The organism is Pseudomonadota bacterium (genome assembly GCA_023229365.1).
GTDB lineage: Bacteria > Myxococcota_A > Polyangia > JAAYKL01 > JAAYKL01 > JALNZK01.
Map to the genome: position 1 here is coordinate 1 of JALNZK010000093.1, position 21,430 is coordinate 21,430.

Annotated in this window: 19 protein-coding genes; 12 read left to right on the forward strand and 7 right to left on the reverse strand. The window is 72.3% G+C overall.

Features of this window, described 5'->3' with window-relative positions; translation table 11 throughout:
• The 6 genes from M0R80_23950 to M0R80_23975 form a co-directional block, all read left to right on the forward strand.
• Positions 1 to 910 (forward strand): DUF4143 domain-containing protein (locus M0R80_23950; GenBank protein MCK9462685.1); only part of this gene is annotated, 910 nt, incomplete at its 5' end.
• Between the two features lie 5 nt (positions 911 to 915).
• A complete protein-coding gene (locus M0R80_23955) occupies positions 916 to 1,770 on the forward strand; it encodes a nucleotidyltransferase family protein (GenBank protein ID MCK9462686.1) in 855 nt (284 codons plus the stop codon).
• A gap of 201 nt (positions 1,771 to 1,971) precedes the next feature.
• Positions 1,972 to 2,343: an IS200/IS605 family transposase gene (gene tnpA, locus M0R80_23960; protein MCK9462687.1), complete on the forward strand. Its 372-nt coding sequence runs from the start codon at positions 1,972 to 1,974 to the stop codon at positions 2,341 to 2,343.
• Between the two features lie 197 nt (positions 2,344 to 2,540).
• Positions 2,541 to 4,430, forward strand: coding sequence for a polysaccharide biosynthesis protein (locus M0R80_23965; protein MCK9462688.1), 1,890 nt, complete (start codon positions 2,541 to 2,543; stop codon positions 4,428 to 4,430).
• 72 nt (positions 4,431 to 4,502) lie between these two features.
• The gene (locus M0R80_23970) at positions 4,503 to 5,705 is read left to right on the forward strand and encodes an ATP-binding protein (protein MCK9462689.1); all 1,203 of its coding nucleotides are present in this window, start codon (positions 4,503 to 4,505) and stop codon (positions 5,703 to 5,705) included.
• 4 nt (positions 5,706 to 5,709) lie between these two features.
• Positions 5,710 to 7,614, forward strand: coding sequence for a potassium transporter TrkA (locus tag M0R80_23975; GenBank protein MCK9462690.1), 1,905 nt, complete (start codon positions 5,710 to 5,712; stop codon positions 7,612 to 7,614).
• 87 nt (positions 7,615 to 7,701) lie between these two features.
• Here the strand turns inward: M0R80_23975 and M0R80_23980 are convergent, their stop codons facing one another.
• Positions 7,702 to 9,384 (reverse strand): ribonuclease J, encoded by a 1,683-nt coding sequence (locus tag M0R80_23980; GenBank protein ID MCK9462691.1) that lies wholly within the window; start codon positions 9,382 to 9,384, stop codon positions 7,702 to 7,704.
• A gap of 76 nt (positions 9,385 to 9,460) precedes the next feature.
• Between M0R80_23980 and M0R80_23985 the strand changes: the two genes are divergently transcribed.
• Complete coding sequence (locus M0R80_23985; GenBank protein MCK9462692.1) at positions 9,461 to 9,991, forward strand: YkgJ family cysteine cluster protein; 531 nt, start codon at positions 9,461 to 9,463, stop codon at positions 9,989 to 9,991.
• Positions 9,988 to 11,067: a hypothetical protein gene (locus M0R80_23990; protein ID MCK9462693.1), complete on the forward strand. Its 1,080-nt coding sequence runs from the start codon at positions 9,988 to 9,990 to the stop codon at positions 11,065 to 11,067. Before M0R80_23985 ends, M0R80_23990 begins: the two co-directional genes overlap by 4 nt.
• Here the strand turns inward: M0R80_23990 and M0R80_23995 are convergent.
• Genes M0R80_23995 through M0R80_24020 form a run of 6 tightly spaced genes read right to left on the reverse strand, consistent with a single transcriptional unit; the run spans position 11,042 to position 15,959 of the window.
• A complete protein-coding gene (locus M0R80_23995) occupies positions 11,042 to 12,352 on the reverse strand; it encodes a FliI/YscN family ATPase (protein MCK9462694.1) in 1,311 nt (436 codons plus the stop codon). The genes M0R80_23990 and M0R80_23995 overlap by 26 nt on opposite strands.
• Positions 12,349 to 13,446 carry a hypothetical protein gene (locus tag M0R80_24000; GenBank protein MCK9462695.1) on the reverse strand — a complete coding sequence of 366 codons (1,098 nt, stop codon included), beginning with the start codon at positions 13,444 to 13,446 and terminating at the stop codon, positions 12,349 to 12,351. The genes M0R80_23995 and M0R80_24000 overlap by 4 nt, the downstream gene beginning before the upstream one ends.
• Entirely contained in the window at positions 13,443 to 14,027 is a 585-nt protein-coding gene (locus M0R80_24005; GenBank protein MCK9462696.1) for a hypothetical protein, read from the reverse strand. Before M0R80_24005 ends, M0R80_24000 begins: the two co-directional genes overlap by 4 nt.
• Before the next feature lie 2 nt (positions 14,028 to 14,029).
• Complete coding sequence (locus M0R80_24010) at positions 14,030 to 14,626, reverse strand: hypothetical protein (protein ID MCK9462697.1); 597 nt, start codon at positions 14,624 to 14,626, stop codon at positions 14,030 to 14,032.
• A complete protein-coding gene (locus tag M0R80_24015; GenBank protein MCK9462698.1) occupies positions 14,623 to 15,189 on the reverse strand; it encodes a YqgE/AlgH family protein in 567 nt (188 codons plus the stop codon). The genes M0R80_24010 and M0R80_24015 overlap by 4 nt, the downstream gene beginning before the upstream one ends.
• Positions 15,190 to 15,242: 53 nt before the next feature.
• The gene (locus tag M0R80_24020; GenBank protein ID MCK9462699.1) at positions 15,243 to 15,959 is read right to left on the reverse strand and encodes a formylglycine-generating enzyme family protein; all 717 of its coding nucleotides are present in this window, start codon (positions 15,957 to 15,959) and stop codon (positions 15,243 to 15,245) included.
• 67 nt (positions 15,960 to 16,026) lie between these two features.
• On the opposite strand from M0R80_24020, the gene M0R80_24025 reads away from it, so the two are divergent.
• The 4 genes from M0R80_24025 to M0R80_24040 form a co-directional block, all read left to right on the forward strand.
• The gene (locus M0R80_24025) at positions 16,027 to 17,109 is read left to right on the forward strand and encodes a hypothetical protein (GenBank protein MCK9462700.1); all 1,083 of its coding nucleotides are present in this window, start codon (positions 16,027 to 16,029) and stop codon (positions 17,107 to 17,109) included.
• 58 nt (positions 17,110 to 17,167) lie between these two features.
• The gene (locus M0R80_24030; GenBank protein ID MCK9462701.1) at positions 17,168 to 17,791 is read left to right on the forward strand and encodes a sigma-70 family RNA polymerase sigma factor; all 624 of its coding nucleotides are present in this window, start codon (positions 17,168 to 17,170) and stop codon (positions 17,789 to 17,791) included.
• Positions 17,788 to 19,404, forward strand: coding sequence for a FecR domain-containing protein (locus M0R80_24035; GenBank protein MCK9462702.1), 1,617 nt, complete (start codon positions 17,788 to 17,790; stop codon positions 19,402 to 19,404). The genes M0R80_24030 and M0R80_24035 overlap by 4 nt, the downstream gene beginning before the upstream one ends.
• A gap of 127 nt (positions 19,405 to 19,531) precedes the next feature.
• The coding region (locus tag M0R80_24040) for an IPT/TIG domain-containing protein (protein ID MCK9462703.1) at positions 19,532 to 21,430 on the forward strand (1,899 nt) is incomplete at its 3' end.

Sequence of the window (21,430 nt, forward strand, 5' to 3'; positions counted from 1 at the left end):
GGCCGCGCTCCGGGAGTTGTTTCCGTTCTCCCTGCCCGAGCTCGTCGCCGAGCCGGGGATCGAGCCTGTGGAGAGCCGCCTGGTCCGGATGCTGCGCGCGGCGAGCCCGATGCGGAGCGTCCCGGATCTCTTTTTGGCCGATCTGTCGCTGCGCGGCGAAACCGCGACGGCGAAGCGCGCCTGGGAGCGGCTCTCCTCCTCGGGCGGGATGCCGGCGCTGCACGCCGAGGCGTGGACGGACGAGGATCGGCGCGAGTGGCTGCGCGACTACCAGACGACGTATCTGCAACGCGATCTCGCGGACCTCGCGCGCCTCGATCGGTTGGAGCCGTTCGCCCGCGCCCAGAAGGCGGCGGCGCTGCGCGCCTCCCAGCCGGTGAGCTTCGCCGACCTGGCGCGCCTGGCGGACGTGTCGCCGCCCACGGCCAAGCAGTTCATGCAGTACCTGGAGGTGAGCTACCAGGTGTTCTGGCTGCCCGCGTGGTCCAGAAACGCGGAGAAGCGCCTCGTCAAGCGCCCGAAGCTCCACTTCGTCGACCCGGGCCTGCGCCGCGTCGTGGCCGGCGCGAGCGGCGAGGTGACCGGCGCCGAGTTCGAGGGCGCCGTGGCCGCCGAGGTGTGGAAGCAGGTGCGGACCGCGAAGCTGGAGCTCGAGCTCACGCACCTGCGCACCGTGGACGGGCGGGAGGTGGATCTGCTCATCGAACGGGAGGACGGGTATCTCGCCCTGGAGTGCAAGCGGACGGATCACGTGCACGGCGCGGACTTCAAGCACTTGCGAGGGCTGGAGCAGCTGTTGGACAAGCCGCTGCTCGCCGGGATCGTGGTGTCGCAGGAGGCGGAAGCCCGGACGCACGACGGGATCGGCGATCGCTTCTTCTCCGCGCCCGCCTGGTCGCTGCTGGGGTAGAGCCCATGAGCGCGGCCATCAACCCCCAGCACGTCGTGCTGTTCCACCACTTCCGGCGCTTCCTCGTCGAAGCCGCGAAGGCGGGGCTCGACGCGGCGCCGCTCAAGGGGGCGCACCTCGTCACGAGCGTCTACCCGGCCGACGCGGACCGGGGGGTGATGGCCGACGTGGACTTCCTCGTGCGGCCGGAGCAGTTCGAAAGAGCCGGGTCGCTCCTCGAGGGGTTGGGGTTCTACAGGAAGCCCCTCGAGGAGGCCGGGCGCGCGACGCACGAGCGCGCCTACTACCTCGATGTCGGGGGCGGACGTCACATCATGTTCGAGGCGCACCGCCACCTCTTCGATCCGGTCCGCTTTCCTTTGGACCACGAGGGGCTCTGGCGCCGCAGCGCGGCCTCGGAGTTCGACGGGGCTCCGTGCCGGCGGCTCGCGCCCGAGGACCACTACGTCCACATCGTCTTTCACGACACCCTGCACCGGCTCACGTCCCTCGGGAGGACGCTTCGCGACCTCGAGCTGCTCGCCCGCCACGGCGACGCGGATTTGGATCTCATTATATATAGAGCCCGCGAGTGGCGCCTCACCCGCGCGGTGTGGCTGCTCACGAAGCGCGTCGACGCCTCGGCGCCGGAGCTCGGGCTTTCGAGGATCGTCCGGGAGCTCGCGCCTGCGCGATCCGTGCGAGCGGCGCTGGAGCTCGTCGTTCCAGAAGGCCGCACGGAGACCCGCCTCTCGCGCCTCCACCACCGCCTGCAGGCGGCGCTCCTCTGGCCCTTGATCCTCGACAGCCCGCTCCAGGCGGCGCGCCTGGCGATCACCCACCCCTATGTCAGGTACTGCCTCACCCCTGCCCCCCGCTAAACCCAACCATTCCATCTTTTTTTCCGTCGCCTCGCCCGGATTCCGGGCGGGCGATGACGGACAATGCCGGCTTTCGCCCGGGCAGGATCTGCCCGGGCTGGGCTCGATCCGGCGGGGGATGGACCCCGCCGGGGGAAACGACGCGGTGATCACATGAGCGTTCGCCTTTTCGCAACGCGCCATTCGCACGCTGAGTTGTTCATGCACGCGGTCTGGACGACCAAGAACAGGTTGGCGTTGCTCGACGAAGACGACCTGGCGGCGATCGGAGCAACGACACAGAAGACCGCGAGGAAGATCGGCGCGGTTGTGTACGCCGCAGGCGGAACGGAAGACCACGTGCACGTGCTGGTGAGATACCGGCCCGATATGGCGGTGTCGAACCTCGTGAGGTCCATGAAGGCGTCGACCTCATACATTCTTCGACAAACGATCCCGGAGTTCGCGTGGCAGGAAGGCTACGCCGCGTTCAGCGTCTCCACAAAAGACGTCCGCCGCGTCGAGGCCTATATTCTGGGTCAGGCAGCGCACCACGCGACGAATAACACGTGGGATGATTGCGAACCGGGATGATGACTTCCGCCCGCCGGGGTCCATCCCCCGGCGGGTCTATCCCAGCCCGGCCAGATCCTGGCCGGGCCGCTCGTTCCGGGTTACCCACACTCCCCGAATCGGGGTAGACTGTGTGCTTCTTGTAGCGGTCGCGTTGGACGCCTCGCACGCGGCGCGTGAACGGGCGGGCGATCCGTGACAACAGATCCGGCGGGAACATGATCAAGTACCTCACAAAGGGAACGCAGATCCTCGTCGACCTGGTCGTGCTGTCGGCCGCGTTCTGGCTCGCGTTCATGCTCCGGTTCGAGCTCGCCCCTGATATTTCGACCTACAAGCTCCTGTTCTTCACGTGGCCGTACGTCGTGGTGTTCCAGTACCTGCTCCTCTCGCTGTTCGGCGTGACGCAGTTCTCGTGGCGGTACGTGAGCCTGCGCGAGCTGCCGCGGACCGGGGCGGCCCTGGGGATCGCGGCCGTGGTGCTCGTGGCGCTGCGCCTCGGGCTCGTGCACGTGGGCGGGTACGCGAAGTTCGTCGTCCTGCCGCTCGGCGTGCTCGCCATGGACTTCGTCCTCGCGTTCCTCGGCGTGGTCGGCGTGCGCGTCATTCGGCGCATGACCGCCGAGCGCTCCGAGCGCGCGGTCCGGAAGCGGGAGGCGGCGGTCGAGCCCAAGCGCACGCTCCTCGTCGGCGCCGGGCAGGCGGGCGTGCTCGTGGCCAAGGAGGTCGTGCAGAACCCCCACCTCGGCATCGAGGTCGTGGGCTTCGTGGACGACGACCGCGCCAAGATCGGCTCCGTGATCCAGGGGCACAAGGTGCTCGGCGACACGTCGTCCATGAAGGCGCTCGCCGCGGCGCACGACGTGGAGCAGGCCGTGATCACGATGGCCACGGCGCCGGGACCCACGATCCGCAAGATCGTCGGCCTGTGCGAGGAGATCGGGCTCCCGGTCCGGATCATCCCCGGGATCTACGAGATCCTGGACGGCAAGGTCGCGCTCTCGCGCATCCGGGAGGTGACGATCGACGACCTGCTCGGCCGCGAGGCGGTGCGGCTCGACCTCGAGGAGATAGGCTCCTTCCTGCGCGGCAAGCGGGTGCTCGTCACGGGCGCGGGCGGGTCCATCGGCTCCGAGCTCTGCCGCCAGATCGCGCGGTTCGAGCCCGCGAGGCTCGCGCTCGTCGAGCAGGCCGAGAACCCGCTCTTCCACATCCACCGCGAGCTCGCGCGCACGCACACCGGGCTCGCCGCGATCCCGTGCATCGCCGACGTGGCGGACGCGCGGAGGATAGGCGATCTGTTCGCGTCGTTCGGGCCCGAGGTCGTGTTCCACGCCGCGGCGCACAAGCACGTGCCGATGATGGAGTGGAACCCCGGCGAGGCGATCAAGAACAACGTCTTCGGCACCAAGGTCGTGGCCGACGCCGCGGACGGGTGCGGCGCCGGGGCGTTCGTGATGATCTCCACGGACAAGGCGGTCAACCCGACGTCGATCATGGGCGCGAGCAAGCGGGTGGCCGAGCTGTACGTCCAGGGGCTCGCCGCCCGGTCGAAGACCGTGTTCGTCGCCGTGCGGTTCGGCAACGTGCTCGGCTCCGCGGGCTCGGTGATCCCGGTGTTCAAGGAGCAGATCGCGGCCGGCGGCCCGGTCACGGTGACGCACGCCGACATGCTGCGCTACTTCATGACGATCCCCGAGGCGTGCCAGCTCGTCATGCAGGCCGCGGCCATGGGCCGGGGCGGCGAGATCTTCGTGCTCGACATGGGCGAGCCCGTGAAGATCGTCGACCTCGCGCGCGACCTCATCCGGCTCTCGGGCTTCACCGAGGAGGAGATCCCGATCGCGTTCACGGGGCTGAGGCCCGGCGAGAAGCTCTTCGAGGAGCTCGCGACCGGCGAGGAGCACATGGCCAAGACCCGCCACCCCAAGATCTTCATCGGCAAGATAGGCAGCCGGCCGCTCGCCGAGGTCGAGGCGGGGCTCGCGCTCCTCTCCGCCAAGGCCGACTCGCCCGACCCCCGCGCGGTGCGCACGGCGCTGCGCTCCCTCGTCCCCGAGATGATCGAGCCGTCCATCGCGCCGACGTCCGCCGCGACGACCCGCTGACCAGGGCGCCTCCGGTTGGAGACTGTGCGCAATTGACGGCTTCAACTATTCCGGAGTATGTTCCGCGGGAGCATGACCAAAACGGAAGAAATTCCTCGCGGGCGGCTCGTCCCCAGGCTGCTGCGGATGGAGCTCCCGCCCGGTCAGTCGGCGTTCCTGTGGGGGCCGCGGAAGACCGGGAAGTCGACCTTCCTCGCGCAGCGGTTTCAAGGCTCCGCCGTCTTCGATCTCCTCGACACGGACCTCTACTTCGATCTGAGCAAGCGCCCGGCGCTGCTGCGCGAGCTCGTGCTCGCCCTGCCCTCCGCGCAGCTGGTGAAGCCCATCGTCATCGACGAGGCGCAGAAGGTCCCGCGGCTCCTCGACGAGGTGCACGGGCTCATCGAGAAGCGCGGCCTCGCGTTCGTGCTGTGCGGGTCGTCGGCGCGCAAGCTCGTGCGCGGCGGCGCGAACCTGCTCGGCGGCCGCGCGTGGCGCTTCGAGATGCACCCGTTCGTCACGGCCGAGCTCGGGGAGTGGCGCCTGCTCGACGTGCTCGCGCGAGGGCTCGTGCCGTCGCACTACCTGGGCGCGGATCCGGCGCGCTCGCTCGCCGCCTACTGCCACGACTACATGCGCGAGGAGATCTTCGCCGAGGGGCTCGTGCGCAACCTCCCGGCGTTCTCGCGGTTCGTCGACGCGGCGGCGTTCTCCCACGGCGAGCTCGTGAACTACTCCAACGTCGCGCGCGAGTGCGGCGTCGACGGGAAGACGGTCAAGGAGTACTTCCAGATCCTGGTCGACACCCTCTTCTGCAGGCTGATCCCGCCGTACAAGGCGCGCCAGGAGCGGCAGGTGATCACCAAGGCGCCCAAGCTATACCTGTTCGACGTCGGCGTGGCCGGGGCGCTCGTGAAGCGCCGCGTCGCCGAGGAGAAGGGGGAGCAGTTCGGTCGGGCGCTCGAGCACCTCGTGCTGACCGAGCTCGTGGCCCACGCCTCGTACTCCGGCCTCGGCTACGACGTCTCCTTCTGGCGCACCAAGACCGGCCTCGAGGTGGACTTCGTGCTCGGCCGCGGCGAGGTCGCGATCGAGGTGAAGGGCGCGAGCCGCGTCGACGACCGGGATCTGCGGGGGCTTCGGGCGTTCGCCGCCCAGCACGCCCCGCGACGCTCGATCATCGTGTGCAACGAACGCCGTCCGCGCGTGCGGGACGGGATCCTCTTGCTCCCGTACCGCGACTTCTTCAGCCGCCTCTGGGCGGGGGAGATCGCCCCGGCTTCCGGCGAGGAGTGATTCCATGACCAAGGTCAGGCTCGGCAGGCGGCTGCGCTACAGCTTCGACAACACGATGGCGCGCGGCACGGGCGCGCTCATCCTGTGGCTGTTCGTGGCGTCGATCGCGCTCATCGCGCTCGTCTCGGCGATCGTCGTCCTCTTCGGCTTCACGCCCGCCGACAGGGAGCACCTGGGCTTCGTCGAGGTGTTCTGGATGGGGCTCATGCGCACGCTCGACGCGGGCACGATGGGCGGCGACGAGGGTGGCTGGGCGTTCCTGCTCTCCATGTTCGTCGTCACGCTCGGCGGCATCTTCATCGTCTCGGCGCTCATCGGCGTGCTCACGAGCGGCATCGAGGAGAAGCTCTCGGAGCTGCGCAAGGGCCGCTCGATCGTCGCCGAGACGGACCACACCGTGATCCTCGGCTGGTCGCCGCAGGTCTTCTCGATCGTCTCGGAGCTCGTGATCGCGAACGAGAGCCGCCGCAAGGGCGCGCGCATCGCGATCCTCGCCGAGAAGGACAAGGTCGAGATGGACGACGAGCTCGCGGCCCGCGTGCCGGACACGAAGAACACGCGCGTCGTCTGCCGCTCCGGCAACCCCATCGACCTCGCGGACCTCGAGATCGTGAGCCCGCACACCTCGCGGTCGATCATCGTGCTCGCGCCCGAGGAGGGCGACCCGGACTCCTACACGATCAAGTCTATCCTCGCGGTGACGAACAACCCGAACCGGCGCGCGAAGCCCTACCACATCGTCGCCGTGATCCGGGACCCCAGGAACCTCGAGGTCGCGCGCATGGTCGGCGGCGCCGAGGCGGAGCTCGTGCTCGCGAGCGATCTCATCTCGCGCATCGCGGTGCAGACCTGCCGCCAGTCCGGGCTCTCGGTCGTGCACACGGAGCTGCTCGACTTCGACGGCGACGAGATCTACTTCCAGGAGGAGCCCGCGCTCGCCGGGCGCTCGTTCGGCGACGCGCTCCACGCGTACGAGAAGTCGGCGCTCATGGGGCTGCGCCGGGCGGACGGCCGCGTGCTCCTCAACCCCGGGATGGACACCCTCGTCGAGGCCGGGGACAAGGCGATCGTCATCGCCGAGGACGACGACGCGATCGCGCTGTCGACGGGCGCCCCCCCCGCGATCGACGAGGACGCGATCCGCACGACCGCGCGATCCGCGCCCGCGCCGGAGAGGACGCTCTTGCTCGGCTGGAACTCCCGCGGCCCGCGGATCCTGACGCAGCTCGACGCGTACGTCGCAGAGGGCTCGAGCGCGCTCTGCGTGGCCGACGTGGAGGCGTTCGAGGCCGAGATCGACGGGATCGCCGCCGGGCTCGAGCGGCTCGCGATCGAGCGGCGAAGAGGCGACACGGCGGATCGCGCGACGCTCGACGCGCTCGACGCCACCCGCTTCGACCACGTCATCGTGCTGAGCTACGAGACGGCGGGGGGCGCCCAGGCCGCGGACGCGCTCACGCTCGTGACGCTGCTCCACCTGCGCGACATCGCCGACAAGAAGGGCGCCGAGCTGCCGGTCGTCAGCGAGATGCGCGACATGCGCAACCGCGAGCTCGCCGAGGTGACGCGCGCCGACGACTTCATCGTCAGCGACAAGCTCGTCAGCCTCATGCTCTCGCAGCTCTCCGAGAACAAGGAGCTCGGCGCGGTGTTCGCGGACCTGTTCGATCCCGCGGGCTCGGAGATCTACCTCAAGCCCGCCGCAGAGTACGTGGCGCTCGATCGCCCGGTGACCTTCCACACGGTCGTCGCGTCCGCGCGCCGGCGCTCGGAGGTCGCGATCGGCTACCGCAGGAAGGCGCTCGCCAAGAGCGCGGCCGATCAGTACGGCGTGCGCGTCAACCCCGCGAAGTCCGAGCCCGTGACCTTCGTCGAGGGCGACAAGATCATCGTCCTGGCGGAGGACTAGCCTCACCCCCGGCCCTCACCCCCTCGCTTGATCCGGTCTCGTCTTCTCTTCCCCTCTCCCGACGGGAGAGGGGTCAGGGGTGAGGGCCTACGGCGCCGACGGGAGAGGGGTCAGGGGTGAGGGCAGGATCGTCACGATCACGTACGGCTCGCGGCAGATCCCCTTGTCGACGAAGCGGCGCAGCGCGGAGCGGACCGCTTCGCGGCAGAGCTGCGGCGTCCGGCGCACCTCGGGATCGAGCTCGCCGAGCACGCCGCGGATCTTCGCGCGCACCTCGCTCGCGAACCACGGGAGCGCCTCGTCCGCGATCACGCCGCGGGCGACGACCTCGATCGCTCCTTCGGGGAGCCCCTCGGGATCGGCGTTCCAGATCGCGTGCAGGAGGCCGCACGAGCCGAGCAGCTTGCGCTCGCGCATCGTCGGCTCCGGCACGCCGGCCTCGCCGTCGATGAGGACGCGGCCCACCGGCGCGCGGGCGCCCTCGAGCGCGGGCCCCTCGGCCGAGAGCCGCACGATCTCGCCGTTCGCGACCGCGAGCGCGCGCGCGACGCCCGCGGATCGGGCGATCTCCGCCGACGCGAGGAGGTGGCGGAACGTGCCGTGCGCCGCGAGGAACGCCTTGGGCCGCACCGCCCGGATCGCCGCGTCGATCTCGCGCCGCGAGCCGTGCCCGGAGACGTGGACGCCGGCGTCCGTGCCGCGGTGCACGACGCGCGCGCCTTGGCGGAGCAGCCTGTCTATCATCCGCGAGATCGCGAGCTCGTTGCCGGGGATGAACCGGCTCGACAGGACGACGAGATCGCCCTCGGCGACGCGCAGGTGGCGGTGCTCCGCGGCCGCGATCCGGCCGAGCGCCGAGCGCTCCTCGCCCTGGGTCCCGGCCACGAGCACGAGCAGCTCGCCCGGCGGGCGCGACGGCGCCTCCTCCACGGGCACGAGCAGCCCGCGATCGAGCCCGAGGAGCCCGACGGACGCCGCGACCTCGGCGTGCGCGACGACCGAGCGGCCGGCGAGGACGAGCTTGCGGCCGCACGCCCGCGCGACGTTGCACAGGGAGCCCATCCGCTTCACGTTGGAGGAGAAGATCGCGACGTACACCGCGCCGCGCGTGCCGCGCACGAGCTCCCCGAGCCGCGCCTCGACGACGTCCTCCTCGCCCGCGTCCTCGGCCTCCTCGGCGCCGGTCGAGTCGCAGATCATGAGATCCACGCCCGCGGCGCCCGCCTCGGCGAGCGCGCCGAGCGCCGTACGCCCGCCGTCCGCGCCGCGCAGGCCGAGCTTGAAGTCGCCCGTGTGCAGGATGCGGCGGCCCGGCGCCTCGACGACGAGCCCCGTGTTCTCCGCGATCGAGTGCGGCATCGGGAAGCTCCGGATCGAGAACGGGCCTTCGGCCGCGCTCCCGCCGACCGGGAGGACGCGCGAGACGAGGCGCCCCCCGCCCGACTCCTTGAACCGGCGCTCGACGAGCGCGAGCGTGTACGCGCTGCCCCAGATCGGGACGTCGAGCTCGCGCAGGAGGTAGGGCACGCCCGCGACGTGGTCCTCGTGCCCGTGGGTGAGCACGACGCCCGCGACCTTGTCGCGCTCGGCGACGAGGTGCTCGAACGACGGGTGGATGACGTCCACGCCCGGCTCGTCCGGCGACGGGAACATGACGCCGCAGTCGAGCACGAGGATCCGCCCGGCCGCCTCGATCGCGAGGCAGTTCATCCCGATCTCGCCGAAGCCGCCGAGCGCCACGATCCGGACGTCGCCGCCGCCGTTCGCCATCGCCTTCTCCCGCGGCCACGTTATCAGGTCGCCGGGGGATGTTGAACCCCTCGGGAGTGGATGATAACTTCATTCGATGACGTCGACGCACGGCTACCTCCAGCTCCGCACCCGCGTCGACCGCTTCGTGGACTCGGTCGTCGGGCGCTACCGCGAGCAGGTCGCGTGCTGCGCGGGCTGCACCCAGTGCTGCGCGCCGGGGCTGACGGTCGTCATGGTGGAGGCCGTGCACGTGGGCCGGGCGCTCGGGCTCTCCGAGGATCGCGTCTTCCTGCAGGCCGGCCAGCCGCCGCTCGGCGAGAAGGGCGCGTGCGCGCTCCTCGAGGCCTCGGGCAGCTGCTCGATCTACGCCGAGCGGCCGCTCACCTGCCGCGCCCAGGGCATGCCGCTCCAGATGCCGGACGAGGCCGCGCTCTCGGTCTGCCCGCTCAACTTCGTCGGCATGGAGCCGCACCCGTCGTCGGTGCTCGATCTCGAGAACCTCGAGACCGCGCTGTTTGCCGCGAACCTCGACTACTGCCAGCGCGCCGGGCTGCACCCCATGAGCCGCGTCGCGCTCGACAGGCTCGCCGAGCTCGCGGGGCTCCCCGTGGCGCGCGATCCGTGACCGCCGTGCCGCACCGCGCGCTCCTCGCGGCGCTCGTCGCCGCGGCCGCCTCCGCCTGCGGCGTCGCGTTCCGCGATCCCGCCGCGCCGACCGTGCTGCGCACGCCGAGCCCCGAGGCCTACGAGCAGTTCGTGCTCGGCGCGATCGCCGTCGAGAACGGCGACGCGGAGGCCGCGGCTTCGCACTTCGAGGTCGCGGTCGCGCTCGATCCGGACGATCCGCTCCTCCGGGTCGAGCACGCGAAGGCGCTCGCCGCGTGCGGGCACGGCGGCGCCGCCCGCCGGGAGGCGCTGCGCGCCCTGCTGGTCGAGCCCGCGTTCGAGGCGGCGTGGGTGGTTCTCGCCGAGCTGCACGCCGCGAGCGGCGACGGCGAGGAGGCCGAGCGGACCGCGCTCGACGGGATCCGCGCCGTGCCGGACGGCGGGGAGATCCTCCTGTGGCTCGCCCGGCACTACCGCGCCGCCGGCGAGACGGAGCGCGCGCTCGAGGTCGCGCGGCGCGCGGCGGCGGCCGATCCGGAGCTCGCCGAGGCGGACGCCGAGATCGCCTCGCTCGCGGCGGGCGCGGGGAGGATCGACGAGGCGACCGAGAGCCTCGCGGCGTACGGCGCGCGCCGCCCGGCGGACGCCCTCTTGATAGGCGAGGTCGCGCGCGCGGCGGAGGCGGCCGGGCGGGCGGCCGAGAGCATCGCGCTGCTCGAGGCGGCCTCGCGGGCCGACGGCGCGGACACGGCGCTGCGCGCCTCGCTCGTGGAGCAGCTGCTCGCGGCGGGCCTCTTCGCGCGGGCGCGGGACCGGCTCCTCGAGATGCCGGCGCCGGGCGACGACGCCGAGCTCGTCCAGCGGGTGCGGTGGCTCCTCGCCGCGCACGCGCCCTGGGACGCCCGGAGGCTCGTCGGCGAGCGCACGGAGGCCGAGCTGACCGCGCCCGAGCTGCGCCTCGCGGCGGCGGAGATCGAGCTCGCGCTCCGGAGGGACGAGGCCGCCGCGCACCTCCTCGAGCCGCCGAAAGGCGGTTGGCCCGCCGAGCTCGCGGAGCGGGCCCGGGCGCTCAGGCTCCGCGCGACAGCGCCGTGAGGCGGGCGAGCGTCTCGTCGAGCCGGGAGTGCTCGTTTGCGCCCTGTCGCAGGAACGCGGCGATCGCGTCGCGGCGCTCGAGCGCGAGATCCGTCTCCTGCGACGTGCCCGCCCGGTACGCGCCGACGAGGATCAGCTCCTCGTTCTCGGCGTAGGCGGAGAGGAGGCTGCGCAACCTTTCCGCCGCCGTGACGTGCGCGTCCGATGCGATCGCCCGCATGACCCGCGAGATCGAGGCCGGGACGTCGATCGCCGGCCACCTCCCGGCGCGGGCGAGCCGCTCGCTGAGCGCGACGTGCCCGTCGAGCGCCGCGCGCGCCTCCTCGGCGACCGGATCCTGGGGGCCGCCCTCGGTGAGCACGGTGTACACGGCGGTGATCGATCCGCGCTCGTCCCGTCCGGCGCGCTCGAGCAGCTCCGCGAGGCCGGCGAGCGCCGAGGCCGGGTAAGAGGAGCGCGAGGGCGGCTCGCCCAGGGCCAGCGCCGCGTCGCGCCGCCCGCGGGCCACCCGCGTGAGCGAGTCGACGACCAGGAGCACGTCCCGGCCGCGGCCACGGAACCACTCGGCGATCGCCGTCGCGGCCGGCAGGGCGCGCGCGCGGACCAAGGGCGGCGCGTCGGCCGCCGCGACCACGACCACGGCCCGCGCGAGCCCCTCGGGACCGAGCGCACCGTCGATGAACTCGCGCACCTCGCGCCCCCGCTCGCCCACGAGGCACACCACCGCGACGTCGCAGGCGGCGCGCCGCGCCAGCATGCCGAGCAGCGTGGACTTCCCCTGCCCCGGCCCGGCGAACAGCCCGACGCGCTGCCCCTTGCCGAGCGGCAGGCAGCCGTCGATCGCGCGGATGCCGGTGACGAGCTGCTCGTCCACCGCGCGGCGCGCGAGCGGCTTCGGCGCGTTCCTGTCGACGTCGAAGGGCGCGAGCCCCGCGAGCGCCGGCCCGCCGTCGAGCGGCGTCCCGAACGGATCCACGACCCGGCCGAGCAGCGCGTCGCCGCACGGGATCGACGCGGCCCGCGCCACGACGAGCACCTCGTCCCCGACGCCGACCCCGGCGAGCGGCGCGAACGGGAGGAGCCCCGCGCGATCGCCCTCGCACGACGCGACCTCCGCGCGCAGCAGCGCCCCGTCCCGGGTGCGAAGCTCGACGATCTCGCCGAGGCGCGCGCCCGGAAGGATCGCCTCGAGGCGGAGCTCGCCCGCCGCGACGACGCTCCCTCTGCGGACCGGGAGGGCGCAGCGCGCGACCGCGTCGTGCAGGGCGTCGAAGTCCGTCATCATTGCCCCCCTTCCCCGCTGCGCCACGGCGCGAGGCGGAGGGCGACCAGCGCGAGGATCAGGGCGATCGCGAGCAAGAGCCCCTCCTTGCGGCCCGCGCCGGAAGCGAACCCGCACCCGAACAGCGTGTCCCACAGAGGGAGCGAGGGATCCGTGCGCGCGAGCTCGGCCCACTTGGAGCCGCAGTAGTCGTTCGCGTCGTCGCACCCGGGCTCGTGCGCCATCCACGCGGCGAAGAACGCGTCGAGCGCCGCGTCGGGCGAGGCGCCCTCGATGATCGCCGCGAACGTCGCGAGGTAGTCCACGAACGCCGGGACCGCCGCGGCCGCGAGCTCCTTCGACTCCTTCGCGCAGCGGTCCATGGCCCACGAGTGGCGCAGCCCGTCGCGCTCGAGATCGTAGTCGTAGGTCACCGCCTCGATGTAGTTGCAGACATGGCGGACCCGCGTGAGGTCGTCGCTGCGGACCGTGTGCGAGAACGAGTCCTCGACCGTGTGCATGGCGACGCCGAAGAGGTAGGCGGGCACCCAGACCGGCGTGCTCACCTCGCCGTACAGCTCGACGTACACGCTGCGCTCCTCGATCTGCTCGTCCCTCGGCCGCGCGAGGGAGGCCGCCGCGCGCGCCACCAGCGCGCGGATGTGCTCCTTGCCCCGCGCGATGGCCGCGAGATCGCCCGCGGCGTAGTCGTCTCCCTTCTCGCGCAGGAAGTGCGAGTCCTGCCGCTCCGGATCGCGGTGGATCTCGCGGAGCGACTGGATGTCGGTCGCGGACGCGCCGCGCAGATCCGGGTACCGCGAGCCGATCACGAGGCTATAGAGCGCGAACCGCGCGGCGTCGCCCTCGGCACCCGAGAACAGGTCGTCGCCCAGGTACGCCGCGATCTCGGCCCAGCGGTGCGACCCGGGCAGCGGCACCGCCGCCTCGGCGTCGAACCCGCCGGCGACGAGCGCGAGGAACGCCTCGTGCGTCATCTCCTCGTGGCACGCCGCCCGGTCGAGCGCCCGCACGGTGAACGCCCGCGCGCCCAGCGGGATCGACGCCGCGCAGAGCGCGATCAGCGAGGCGAGGCGGAGCGCGCCGAATCCGTTCCTCACAGCGGCACCTCCAAGGTCAGGGTGGTCCGGTACTCGATCCGCCGGATCGCGAGCTCGCCGACGGCCGGCGAGACGAGTGTGAAGCCGATGGGCGTGATCTCCACGACGAGCCACGGCGCGGGCCGGAAGCGCAGCGACGCCGGGCGCAGGTCGATGTAGAAGCCGGTCGTCCCCTTGTCGTGGAACGCCGTGTCGAACAGGAGCGTCGCGCCGCCGCCGGCGACGCTCACCCGCAGCCGCCCCTTCGCGAAGAGCATCTCCGCGCCCGCGCCGAGGCCGAGCACGCCCTGGGTGAGCTCCATCCCGACCTCGGTCGCGACCCAGTGATCGCGCGAGAACTCGGCGAAGAAGCCGATCTCCCCGCGCCGCCACCCGGCGCGTCCCGCGTACCCCAGGGAGAGCGTGAGGTTCGATCCGCCCACCCCGTCGTTCAGCGCCGAGCCGAACCCCTCGAGCTGCACGTACGCCGACTGTCCTTCGGAGAGCGCGACGTCCCGGGCGGAGGCGGCGCGCGGCGAGGCGACGGCCGCGGCGGCGGCGAGCGCGGCGGCGAGGGCGATTCCTTCGGTCCGCGTGCGCACGGCTAGAACTCCAGCTCGCAGGCCACGGCCGTGCGGTAGCTCATGTAGACGAGCGGGATCCCCCGCGTCACCGGCGCGACGAGCGCGAACGTCAGCGGGTAGAGCGACGCGATCATGCGGTCGCCGACGCGCCACCGGATGCCGGCCGGCCGCGCGTCGAGGAAGAATCCGGTGACCCCGGGCTCGTCGAGCTGCGAGCGGGTGAGCAGGATGGACGGCCCCCCCGAGAGCTCCGCGCGCACGCGGCCGTCGAAGAACGTGCCGCCCACGCCGAGCCCCACGTCGAGCGTCTGGATCCGGAGCCGCGGCGACCCCTCGTCGTCCTGCCAGAAGCCGTGCTCGACCGCCGCGAAGAGGTCGAACGCCGACGGCCTCCACCCGAACGCCGCGCGGTACGCGAACGAGCCGAGCGCGGGCTCGCCGGACACGAGCTGGCCGAGGAACGAGAAGCCGGCCTCGAGACCGCCGAACCACCTCCTCGCCCCGTCGGCGCGGGACGTCCCCGGCGCGAGGGCGAGGGCGAGGGCGAGGGCCGCGGCCGCGAACGACGCGGGCGCCCGGCCGCGCGGCGCGCGGGACGTGCGGTTCGGCGCCGTCATGCGTCGCCGACGACGGGCGCGATCTTGCGCGGATCGATGCCGAGCCGCCCGAGCGCGGTCTCCCACCGCGCGCCGTACGGCACGTCGAACACGAGCTCGCGCTCGAACGGCACCGTAATCCACGCCCCGGTCCGGATCTCGCCGATGAGCTGGTGCGGGCCCCACCCGGAGTAGCCGAGGAACAGCGCGTAGTCGCGCGGCCCGCCTCCCTGGGAGATCGCCTTCAGGATCTCGACGGACGCGGTCACCCCCACGTCGGCCGCGATGAGCAGGGTCTCGGGCCGCCTCCACTCCGCGGAGTGGACGATCCAGCCGAGCTCCGGGCACACCGGCCCGCCCTCGAGGATCGGCGGGTGGGCCGCGATATCGACCGGCTCGTCGAGCGGGACGCGCATCGCGCCGAGCACGGCGGAGAGATCGATCTCCGCCGCGCGGTTGACGACCAGCCCGAACGAGCCCTGCTCGTCGTCGTGATCGATCATGAGCACGACCGACCGCTCGAAGTGCGGATCGCGCATGTGCGGCGCGGCCACGAGGAAGCCTGGGGCGATGGCCGAGTCCATGGGCGGGATTGTGCATCACCTCGATCTCCAAGTCGAGGGGCGCGGCGCCGGCGCTACAGGGGGGACGCGCAGCAGCGCAGCCCGAGATCCTCGCGGTGGCCGCTCGGGCCGTCCATCTCGTGGGAGGCGTCGCAGGTCAGGTCGTCGGAGAACACGTCGAACGATCCGCCGCGGATCAGGCACGCGGCGGTGGCGCACGCGTCCGTCCACTCGTAGACGTTGCCGCTCATGTCGAACAGATCGATCGCACCTCCCTCGCACGACGCGAAGGCGCCGACCGCCACCGGCGCGCTCCCCCCGGCGTCTCCGCCGTTGCACGCCGCGCCGTCGTACGCGCTCCCGTAAGGGTACGCCTCGCCGTCCGGCCCGCCGCACGCTGCGACCCACGCCTCGTCCGGGCAGAGGAACTTCGACGCGGCGGCGCAGTACGCCGCGGCGCCGTGGAACGTCACCTGCACGACCGGCAGGCTCTCGTACCCGGCCGCGGCCTCGAACGTGCTCCCCGCCTGGGAGATGTGCGAGCCGGGCTCGTCGACGTGCATGCACTCCTGGCTGCCGCCGCAGACGTTGCCGTGCTCCGTGAGGTACGCCGCGAACTCGGCGTTCGTCGTCTCCATCGAGTCGATGCACAAGTCGCCGTTGGGCCCGTCGATCCCCGTCATCCCGTCGGCGCAGGGGATCGCGAGCCACCCGCCGGCGCCGTCGTCGCCGCAAGCGACGGCCGCCGGCACGAGGACGAACAACGCCAGACGTACAATCGATTTCGCCATGTCAGGTCTCCTTTCAAATCTCAAAAAACCGCGGAGCAGCGGCCCGACTTCGGGTTATATGTGTCCCATGATTGGCAAACGGGACGTGTCAATCGCCACGCTCGCGGCCATGGCCGCCGCGATGACCGTCTCGGGAGCGGCTGCCTCCGAGCCCGGCGCGGCTCCGGACGAGGGGCGCGCGGTGGTGATGCTCGCCGAGCGCGGCGACACGGTCGCGGCCGGGGTCGTGATCCGCGCGGTCCAGGCGCAGCTCAGCGACGTCTCGGTGGCGCTCCATGTGATCTGGATCGACGCCCTCGCGGCGGATCTCCCGTCCCAGATCGCGAAGGCCGAGGAGATCGCGAACGGATCCGCCGCGCTCGCGGTGTTCTGGTGCGACCTCGCCCGCGCCGACCGTTTCTATCTCTACTTCGCCGCGCCGAAGGGCGGCCGCGTCCTGGTCCGGGAGCTCGCGGGCTCGGGTACGGGCGGCATGGCCGAGGCGCTCGCGATCATCGTCCGCTCCTCGGTCGAGGCGGTGCTCGCCGGCGGCGAGATCGGCGCGGTCGTCGCGCCGGCGCCGCGCTCCGCCGGACCCGTCGAGGCGGGGCCGCCTCCCTCGGCCGGGGCCGGCCGGGACCGGGAACGGTTGGCCATGACGGTCGGCTACGAGCTGGACGTCGTCTCGAACCGGAGCCCCGTCGTCCACTCCGGCGCGATCGGGTTGTCGGTGCGGATCGCGGAGCACCTCTCCATCCGCGCCGGCTACGTCGTCTCGGAGCCGCGCAGCGCCGAGGAGCGCGGCGCCCTCCTCGAGCTCGGGCGCCACCCCGTCTGGCTCGGCGGCAGCGCGTTCTGGCGTGCCGGGCGCCTGCGCCTCGCCGTCGATCTCGCGCTCCAGCTCGACGTCGTGACGGAGCGGGTGCGGGCGACGGAGGCCGGCGTGGCCGTGGCGAGCGGAGGCCGCGAGGTGGAGCCCTCCATCGTCCCGTCTTTTCGCGTCGCTGCGGAGATCGTCCGGCGCGTCGCTCTCTTCCTCAGCGCGGGCGCCGACGTCGCCCTGCACCGGACGCGGTACGTGGTGAGCACGCCGAACGGGCCCGTCGAGCTCCTGTCCACGTGGCCGGTCCGGCCGCGCTTCGTCGCCGGCCTCGAGGTCGCCCTGTGGTGAGACCCGCGCCCGCGAAAAAGGCACGTCCCGAACTCCGGCGGACGGACACTTGAGGCGCGTGATGCTCTCCACCGACACGCCGCGGCTGGCCCCCGTCCCGTCGTCCGTCCGCGACGAGGAGATCGCGCTCGCCGCGGCGGCCGGACGGGGCGATCCGTCGGCCCGGCGCGCCCTCGTGGAGCGCGTGCTGGACCGAACGCGCCGCGTCGTTCGCTACCTCGTCGGTCCAAAAATCGACGCGGACGACGTCGTCCAGATCGCGCTGCTCCAGATCCTGGGATCCGCGCGGGCGTACCGGGGCGAGTGCTCGCTCGATTTCTTCGCGACGCGGATCGCCGTGCGGGTCGCGATGCGGGAGCTCCGGCGTTGGCGCCGGCGCGAGCACCCGACCGACGTCGTCGATTCGAGCGCCGCGATCGGCCCGGGGGCCGACGAGGAGGCCGGCCTGCGGCGGCTGCGGGCGCGCCTCGCGGCGCAGCTCGGCAAGCTTTCCCCGGAGCGCCGGGAGGCCGTCGTGCTGCACCACGTGGAGGGCTACGGGCTTCCGGAGATCGCCGAGATATCGGGCGCGCCTCTGAACACGGTCCGCGATCGATTGAGAATCGGGCGCCGGCAGCTGCGCCAGCGCATCCTCGCCGATCCCGAGATCAGGGATTGGCTGAAGGCAGGGCGGCTTTCATGAAACGCGAGAGCGGTTGCGAACGGTTGCTGGAGATCGATCTCGGTCGCGCCGAGGGCAGGGAGCCGACTGAAGAGGAGCACGCCTTCTGCGGCGAACACCTCGCGACGTGCGCCGACTGCCGCGCGGAGCGCGACGCGCTGGACGCGCTCGCCGAGGGCGATCCCGGCGAGCCGTCGTGGCGCAACGATGTCGCGCGACGGCGGTTCGTCGACGATCTGCTCGCGAAGGCCGGCGCGCGCGATCGGGCGGCGAAGGCCGGGCCCGCGTCCCGGGCGAGGCTCGCGGCAGCCGCGGCGATCGTCGCGGCCGCGGCGGCCGCCGTGGCGATCGTGCTCTGGGCTCGCCCGGATGCGAGCGCAACCTCGCCGGATCCCGGCGCCGTCGCCCCCCTGGGCCCGGCACGGGTGCTGCTCGCCTCGGGCCAGCTGACGACGACCGGCGCCGGAGCGGCCGTCGGCGACGTCGTCGCCCCGGGGTCGCGGCTCACGACCGGGTCCGGCGAGCTGTGGATCGGCCTGCCGACCGACCTCACGATCGCGCTCGGCCCCGAGACGCGTGTCGCCGTCCGTCGCCTCGACCAGGACGCCCTCGTCCTCTCGCTCGAGGGCGGCCGGCTCCTCATCTCGGCGGTGCCGGGGCGCAAGGGGCCGCCGCTGTCGGTGGCCACGCGGGCGGGCACGGTGACCGTGAAGGGCACGGTGCTCTCCATCGAGGATCGCCCGGACGGCGTGGGCGTGCACGTGGCCCGCGGCAGCGTGGAGATCGGCGGCGGCGCGAACGGGAAGGGCCGACGGCTCGGGCCGTCCGAGGCGATCGCGCTCGGCAACGGGCCCGCGCGGCCCGCGCGGCCGGAAGAGGACGCGGTCCTCCTCGAGAGCGCCGCGGCGTTCGACCTCCTAGATCCCGGGGTGAGCGCCCTCGTCGATCTGCGCAGCGTGCCGCCGGGCGCCGCCGCGACGATCGACGGCTCCGCGCTCGGCCGCACGCCGTTGGTCGCAGCCGTGCGCCCCGGGCACCGACGGCTCGAGATCTCGCTCGGCGGAAGGTTGCCGGTCCACGAGCTCGTCGACGTGTCGCCGGGCGGCGCCTTGGCGCGCGTCTTCGAGCTGCAGCCGGCGTCGGCGGCTCTCGCGAGCGCGGCGGCTCTGGGCGGCGCCGAGCAGGACGCCTCCCAAAAGGCGACCCGCCCGTCCGCGAGGCCCGCGTCCGCGGCGGATCTGCTGCACAGGGCCCAGGAGCGGAGGGCCGAGCGCGACTACCGCGGCGCGGCGTCGGCCTACAAGGAGCTGCTGTCGATGTACCCGGCGTCGGACGAGGCGCGATCGGCCCTCGTCTCGCTCGGCCAGCTGGAGCTCGACCGCCTGGGAGAGCCGGCCGCGGCGCTGCGCCATTTCGACGTGTACCTCGACACCAAGGGCGCGGGGCCGCTCGGGATGGAGGCGCTGTACGGCAAGGCCAGGGCGCTCAGGGCGCTGGACCGCGCGGCGGAAGAGCGCGCCGCGCTGGAGCGGTTCCTCGGGCGGTACCCCGGCGCGATCCAGGCGGCGGACGTGCGGCGGCGGCTCGATCAGATCGCCGCGAGCCAGAAAGCGGACGCGGAGAAAAAAAAATAGGCACGTCCCGGTCGCGGGCCTCCGGACACATTGCACGAACGAACCGGGACGCCGCAGGGGGTGGCGCCGGGCACCATCAGGAGGCCGACTCATGAGATCGTCGATTCGTCTCGTTATCATTGCCGCCATGTTCGCAGCCCTGTCGTCGGCGTCGTGTTCCGACGACAAGTCCGTGGCCGACCTGGATGGCGGAACGGACACGGACACCGACATCGATACCGACACGGACATCGATACGGATACCGACACCGACACCGACACCGATACGGACACCGACACCGATACCGATACCGACACGGACATCGATACGGACACCGACACCGATACCGATACCGACACGGACACGGATGCCGATCTCACCCTCATCGAGATGCTCCCGGCCGCCGCCTGGCGCGAGCAGGACACGCAGCTCAACCTCGTCGGGACCGGCTTCGACACCGGGATGACGGTCGTGCTGTACGAGGACGTGACGGCCACGACCAAGAACCTCGGCGCCGCCGAGGTCGACGTCTCGGGGAGCTCGGCCACGGTCTGGCTGTACGCGGATCCGACGCTGCCCCAGGGCCGCTACGACGTGACCGTCACCAACCCGGACACCGAGACCGCGACGATCGCGGACGCCCTGTACATCTCGGCGCAGGCGCCGCCCACGGTGACGCTCGTCGAGCCGCCGCTCGCGTGGACCGGCTCCGCGTTCGACTCCGTGCTCTCCGATCGACTCATCCAGATCGAGGGCGAAGGCTTCGTCAACACGCCCTGGGTGCGGTGGGTGAGCGTCGAAAATCCCGAGCTCATCTACGACGCGGTCGAGGTCCACTTCATCGACTCGACGACCATCGAGGCGATCGTCCCGTCCGAGTCGAAGTCGATGCCCGCCGGCGACTACCACGTGTGGGCCGTGAACCCGGACAGCCTCGCGGGCCAGTGGCTGGTGGAGGACGTCGAGGCGGCCGACGGCGGCATCGGGACGGCGCCCGGCATCTTCGTCGTCACCGAGATCCCGCCGCCGGTCATTACGGCGATCGATCCGGTGCAGGCGCCCTTCATGGACGAGGTCGACCCGTTGACCATCACCGGCGAGTACTTCCAGGAGGACGCGGGGGTCGCGTTCGTCGGCCCGGCCGGCGACATCCCGCTCGACGAAGCGACGACCACGACCGTGGACCCGACGGAGATCACCGCCGTGGTGCCCGCGGACACGCTCGACATCGGGCTGTACCCGGTGCGCGTCACCAACCCGGACGGCCAGTGGGACATCTTCTACGCCTTCGAGGCGAAGAACGGCACGGACGGCCACTTCGACGAGCAGGACTTCGAGCTCCTCGCCGACACCCCGATGAACACGGGGCGCGAGCGGCTCGCGGCGGAGTTCGGGTTCGACGACTTCGGCGGCACGCACGTCTACGCCTCGGGCGGCATCGAGGCCGACGGCGGCGTCCTCGACGACGTGGAGAGCGCGTCCGTGAACATCTACGGCGACATGGGAAGCTGGCGCGTTCAGACCCAGTGGATCTCCCCCGACGAGCCGCGCGCGGTCAACGCGTTCGGCACGCCGCGCCAGTCGCACAACCTGGTCCGCGTCGACCACTGGCTGTACGCGATCGCCGGCTCGGCGAGCAACACGACCGACGCGCTCGACCCGGCGCTCGTCTCGCTCGACACCGTGGAGCGGGCCGAGATCCTGGGCTTCGACACGCGGCCCGAGGCGGTGCCGCCGGTCCCGACCACGGGCGGCGATCTGCCGCTGGGAACTTGGTACTATCAGGTCTCAGCGCTCGGCGATTGGGGCGAGGGGCTCGCGTCCCCGCAGGTGCAGATCCTGAACTCGGGCGGCGCGTTCGAGGTGTGCTGGGACGCGATCGGCGGCGCGTCGGCGTACAACGTCTACCGCTCGCCCGCGGCCGACGGCCGCCCCGGCACGGCGCGGCTGCTCGCGACGGAGGTCACGGGGAGCTGCTTCACGGACGACGGCACGTACTTCCCGGCGCCCGGGTTCGTCTCCGCGACGCCGATCGCGGGGGGGGCG

What these genes read in the sequence shown, in the direction of transcription:
- M0R80_23955 (MCK9462686.1), top strand. Translation starts at nt 916, where the DNA reads ATGAGCGCGGCCATCAACCCCCAGCACGTCGTGCTGTTCCACCACTTC.
- tnpA (MCK9462687.1), top strand. Translation starts at nt 1,972, where the DNA reads ATGCACGCGGTCTGGACGACCAAGAACAGGTTGGCGTTGCTCGACGAA.
- M0R80_23965 (MCK9462688.1), top strand. Translation starts at nt 2,541, where the DNA reads ATGATCAAGTACCTCACAAAGGGAACGCAGATCCTCGTCGACCTGGTC.
- M0R80_23970 (MCK9462689.1), top strand. Translation starts at nt 4,503, where the DNA reads ATGACCAAAACGGAAGAAATTCCTCGCGGGCGGCTCGTCCCCAGGCTG.
- M0R80_23975 (MCK9462690.1), top strand. Translation starts at nt 5,710, where the DNA reads ATGACCAAGGTCAGGCTCGGCAGGCGGCTGCGCTACAGCTTCGACAAC.
- M0R80_23980 (MCK9462691.1), bottom strand. Translation starts at nt 9,384, where the DNA reads ATGGCGAACGGCGGCGGCGACGTCCGGATCGTGGCGCTCGGCGGCTTC.
- M0R80_23985 (MCK9462692.1), top strand. Translation starts at nt 9,461, where the DNA reads ATGACGTCGACGCACGGCTACCTCCAGCTCCGCACCCGCGTCGACCGC.
- M0R80_23995 (MCK9462694.1), bottom strand. Translation starts at nt 12,352, where the DNA reads ATGATGACGGACTTCGACGCCCTGCACGACGCGGTCGCGCGCTGCGCC.
- M0R80_24010 (MCK9462697.1), bottom strand. Translation starts at nt 14,626, where the DNA reads ATGACGGCGCCGAACCGCACGTCCCGCGCGCCGCGCGGCCGGGCGCCC.
- M0R80_24015 (MCK9462698.1), bottom strand. Translation starts at nt 15,189, where the DNA reads ATGGACTCGGCCATCGCCCCAGGCTTCCTCGTGGCCGCGCCGCACATG.
- M0R80_24020 (MCK9462699.1), bottom strand. Translation starts at nt 15,959, where the DNA reads ATGGCGAAATCGATTGTACGTCTGGCGTTGTTCGTCCTCGTGCCGGCG.
- M0R80_24025 (MCK9462700.1), top strand. Translation starts at nt 16,027, where the DNA reads ATGATTGGCAAACGGGACGTGTCAATCGCCACGCTCGCGGCCATGGCC.
- M0R80_24035 (MCK9462702.1), top strand. Translation starts at nt 17,788, where the DNA reads ATGAAACGCGAGAGCGGTTGCGAACGGTTGCTGGAGATCGATCTCGGT.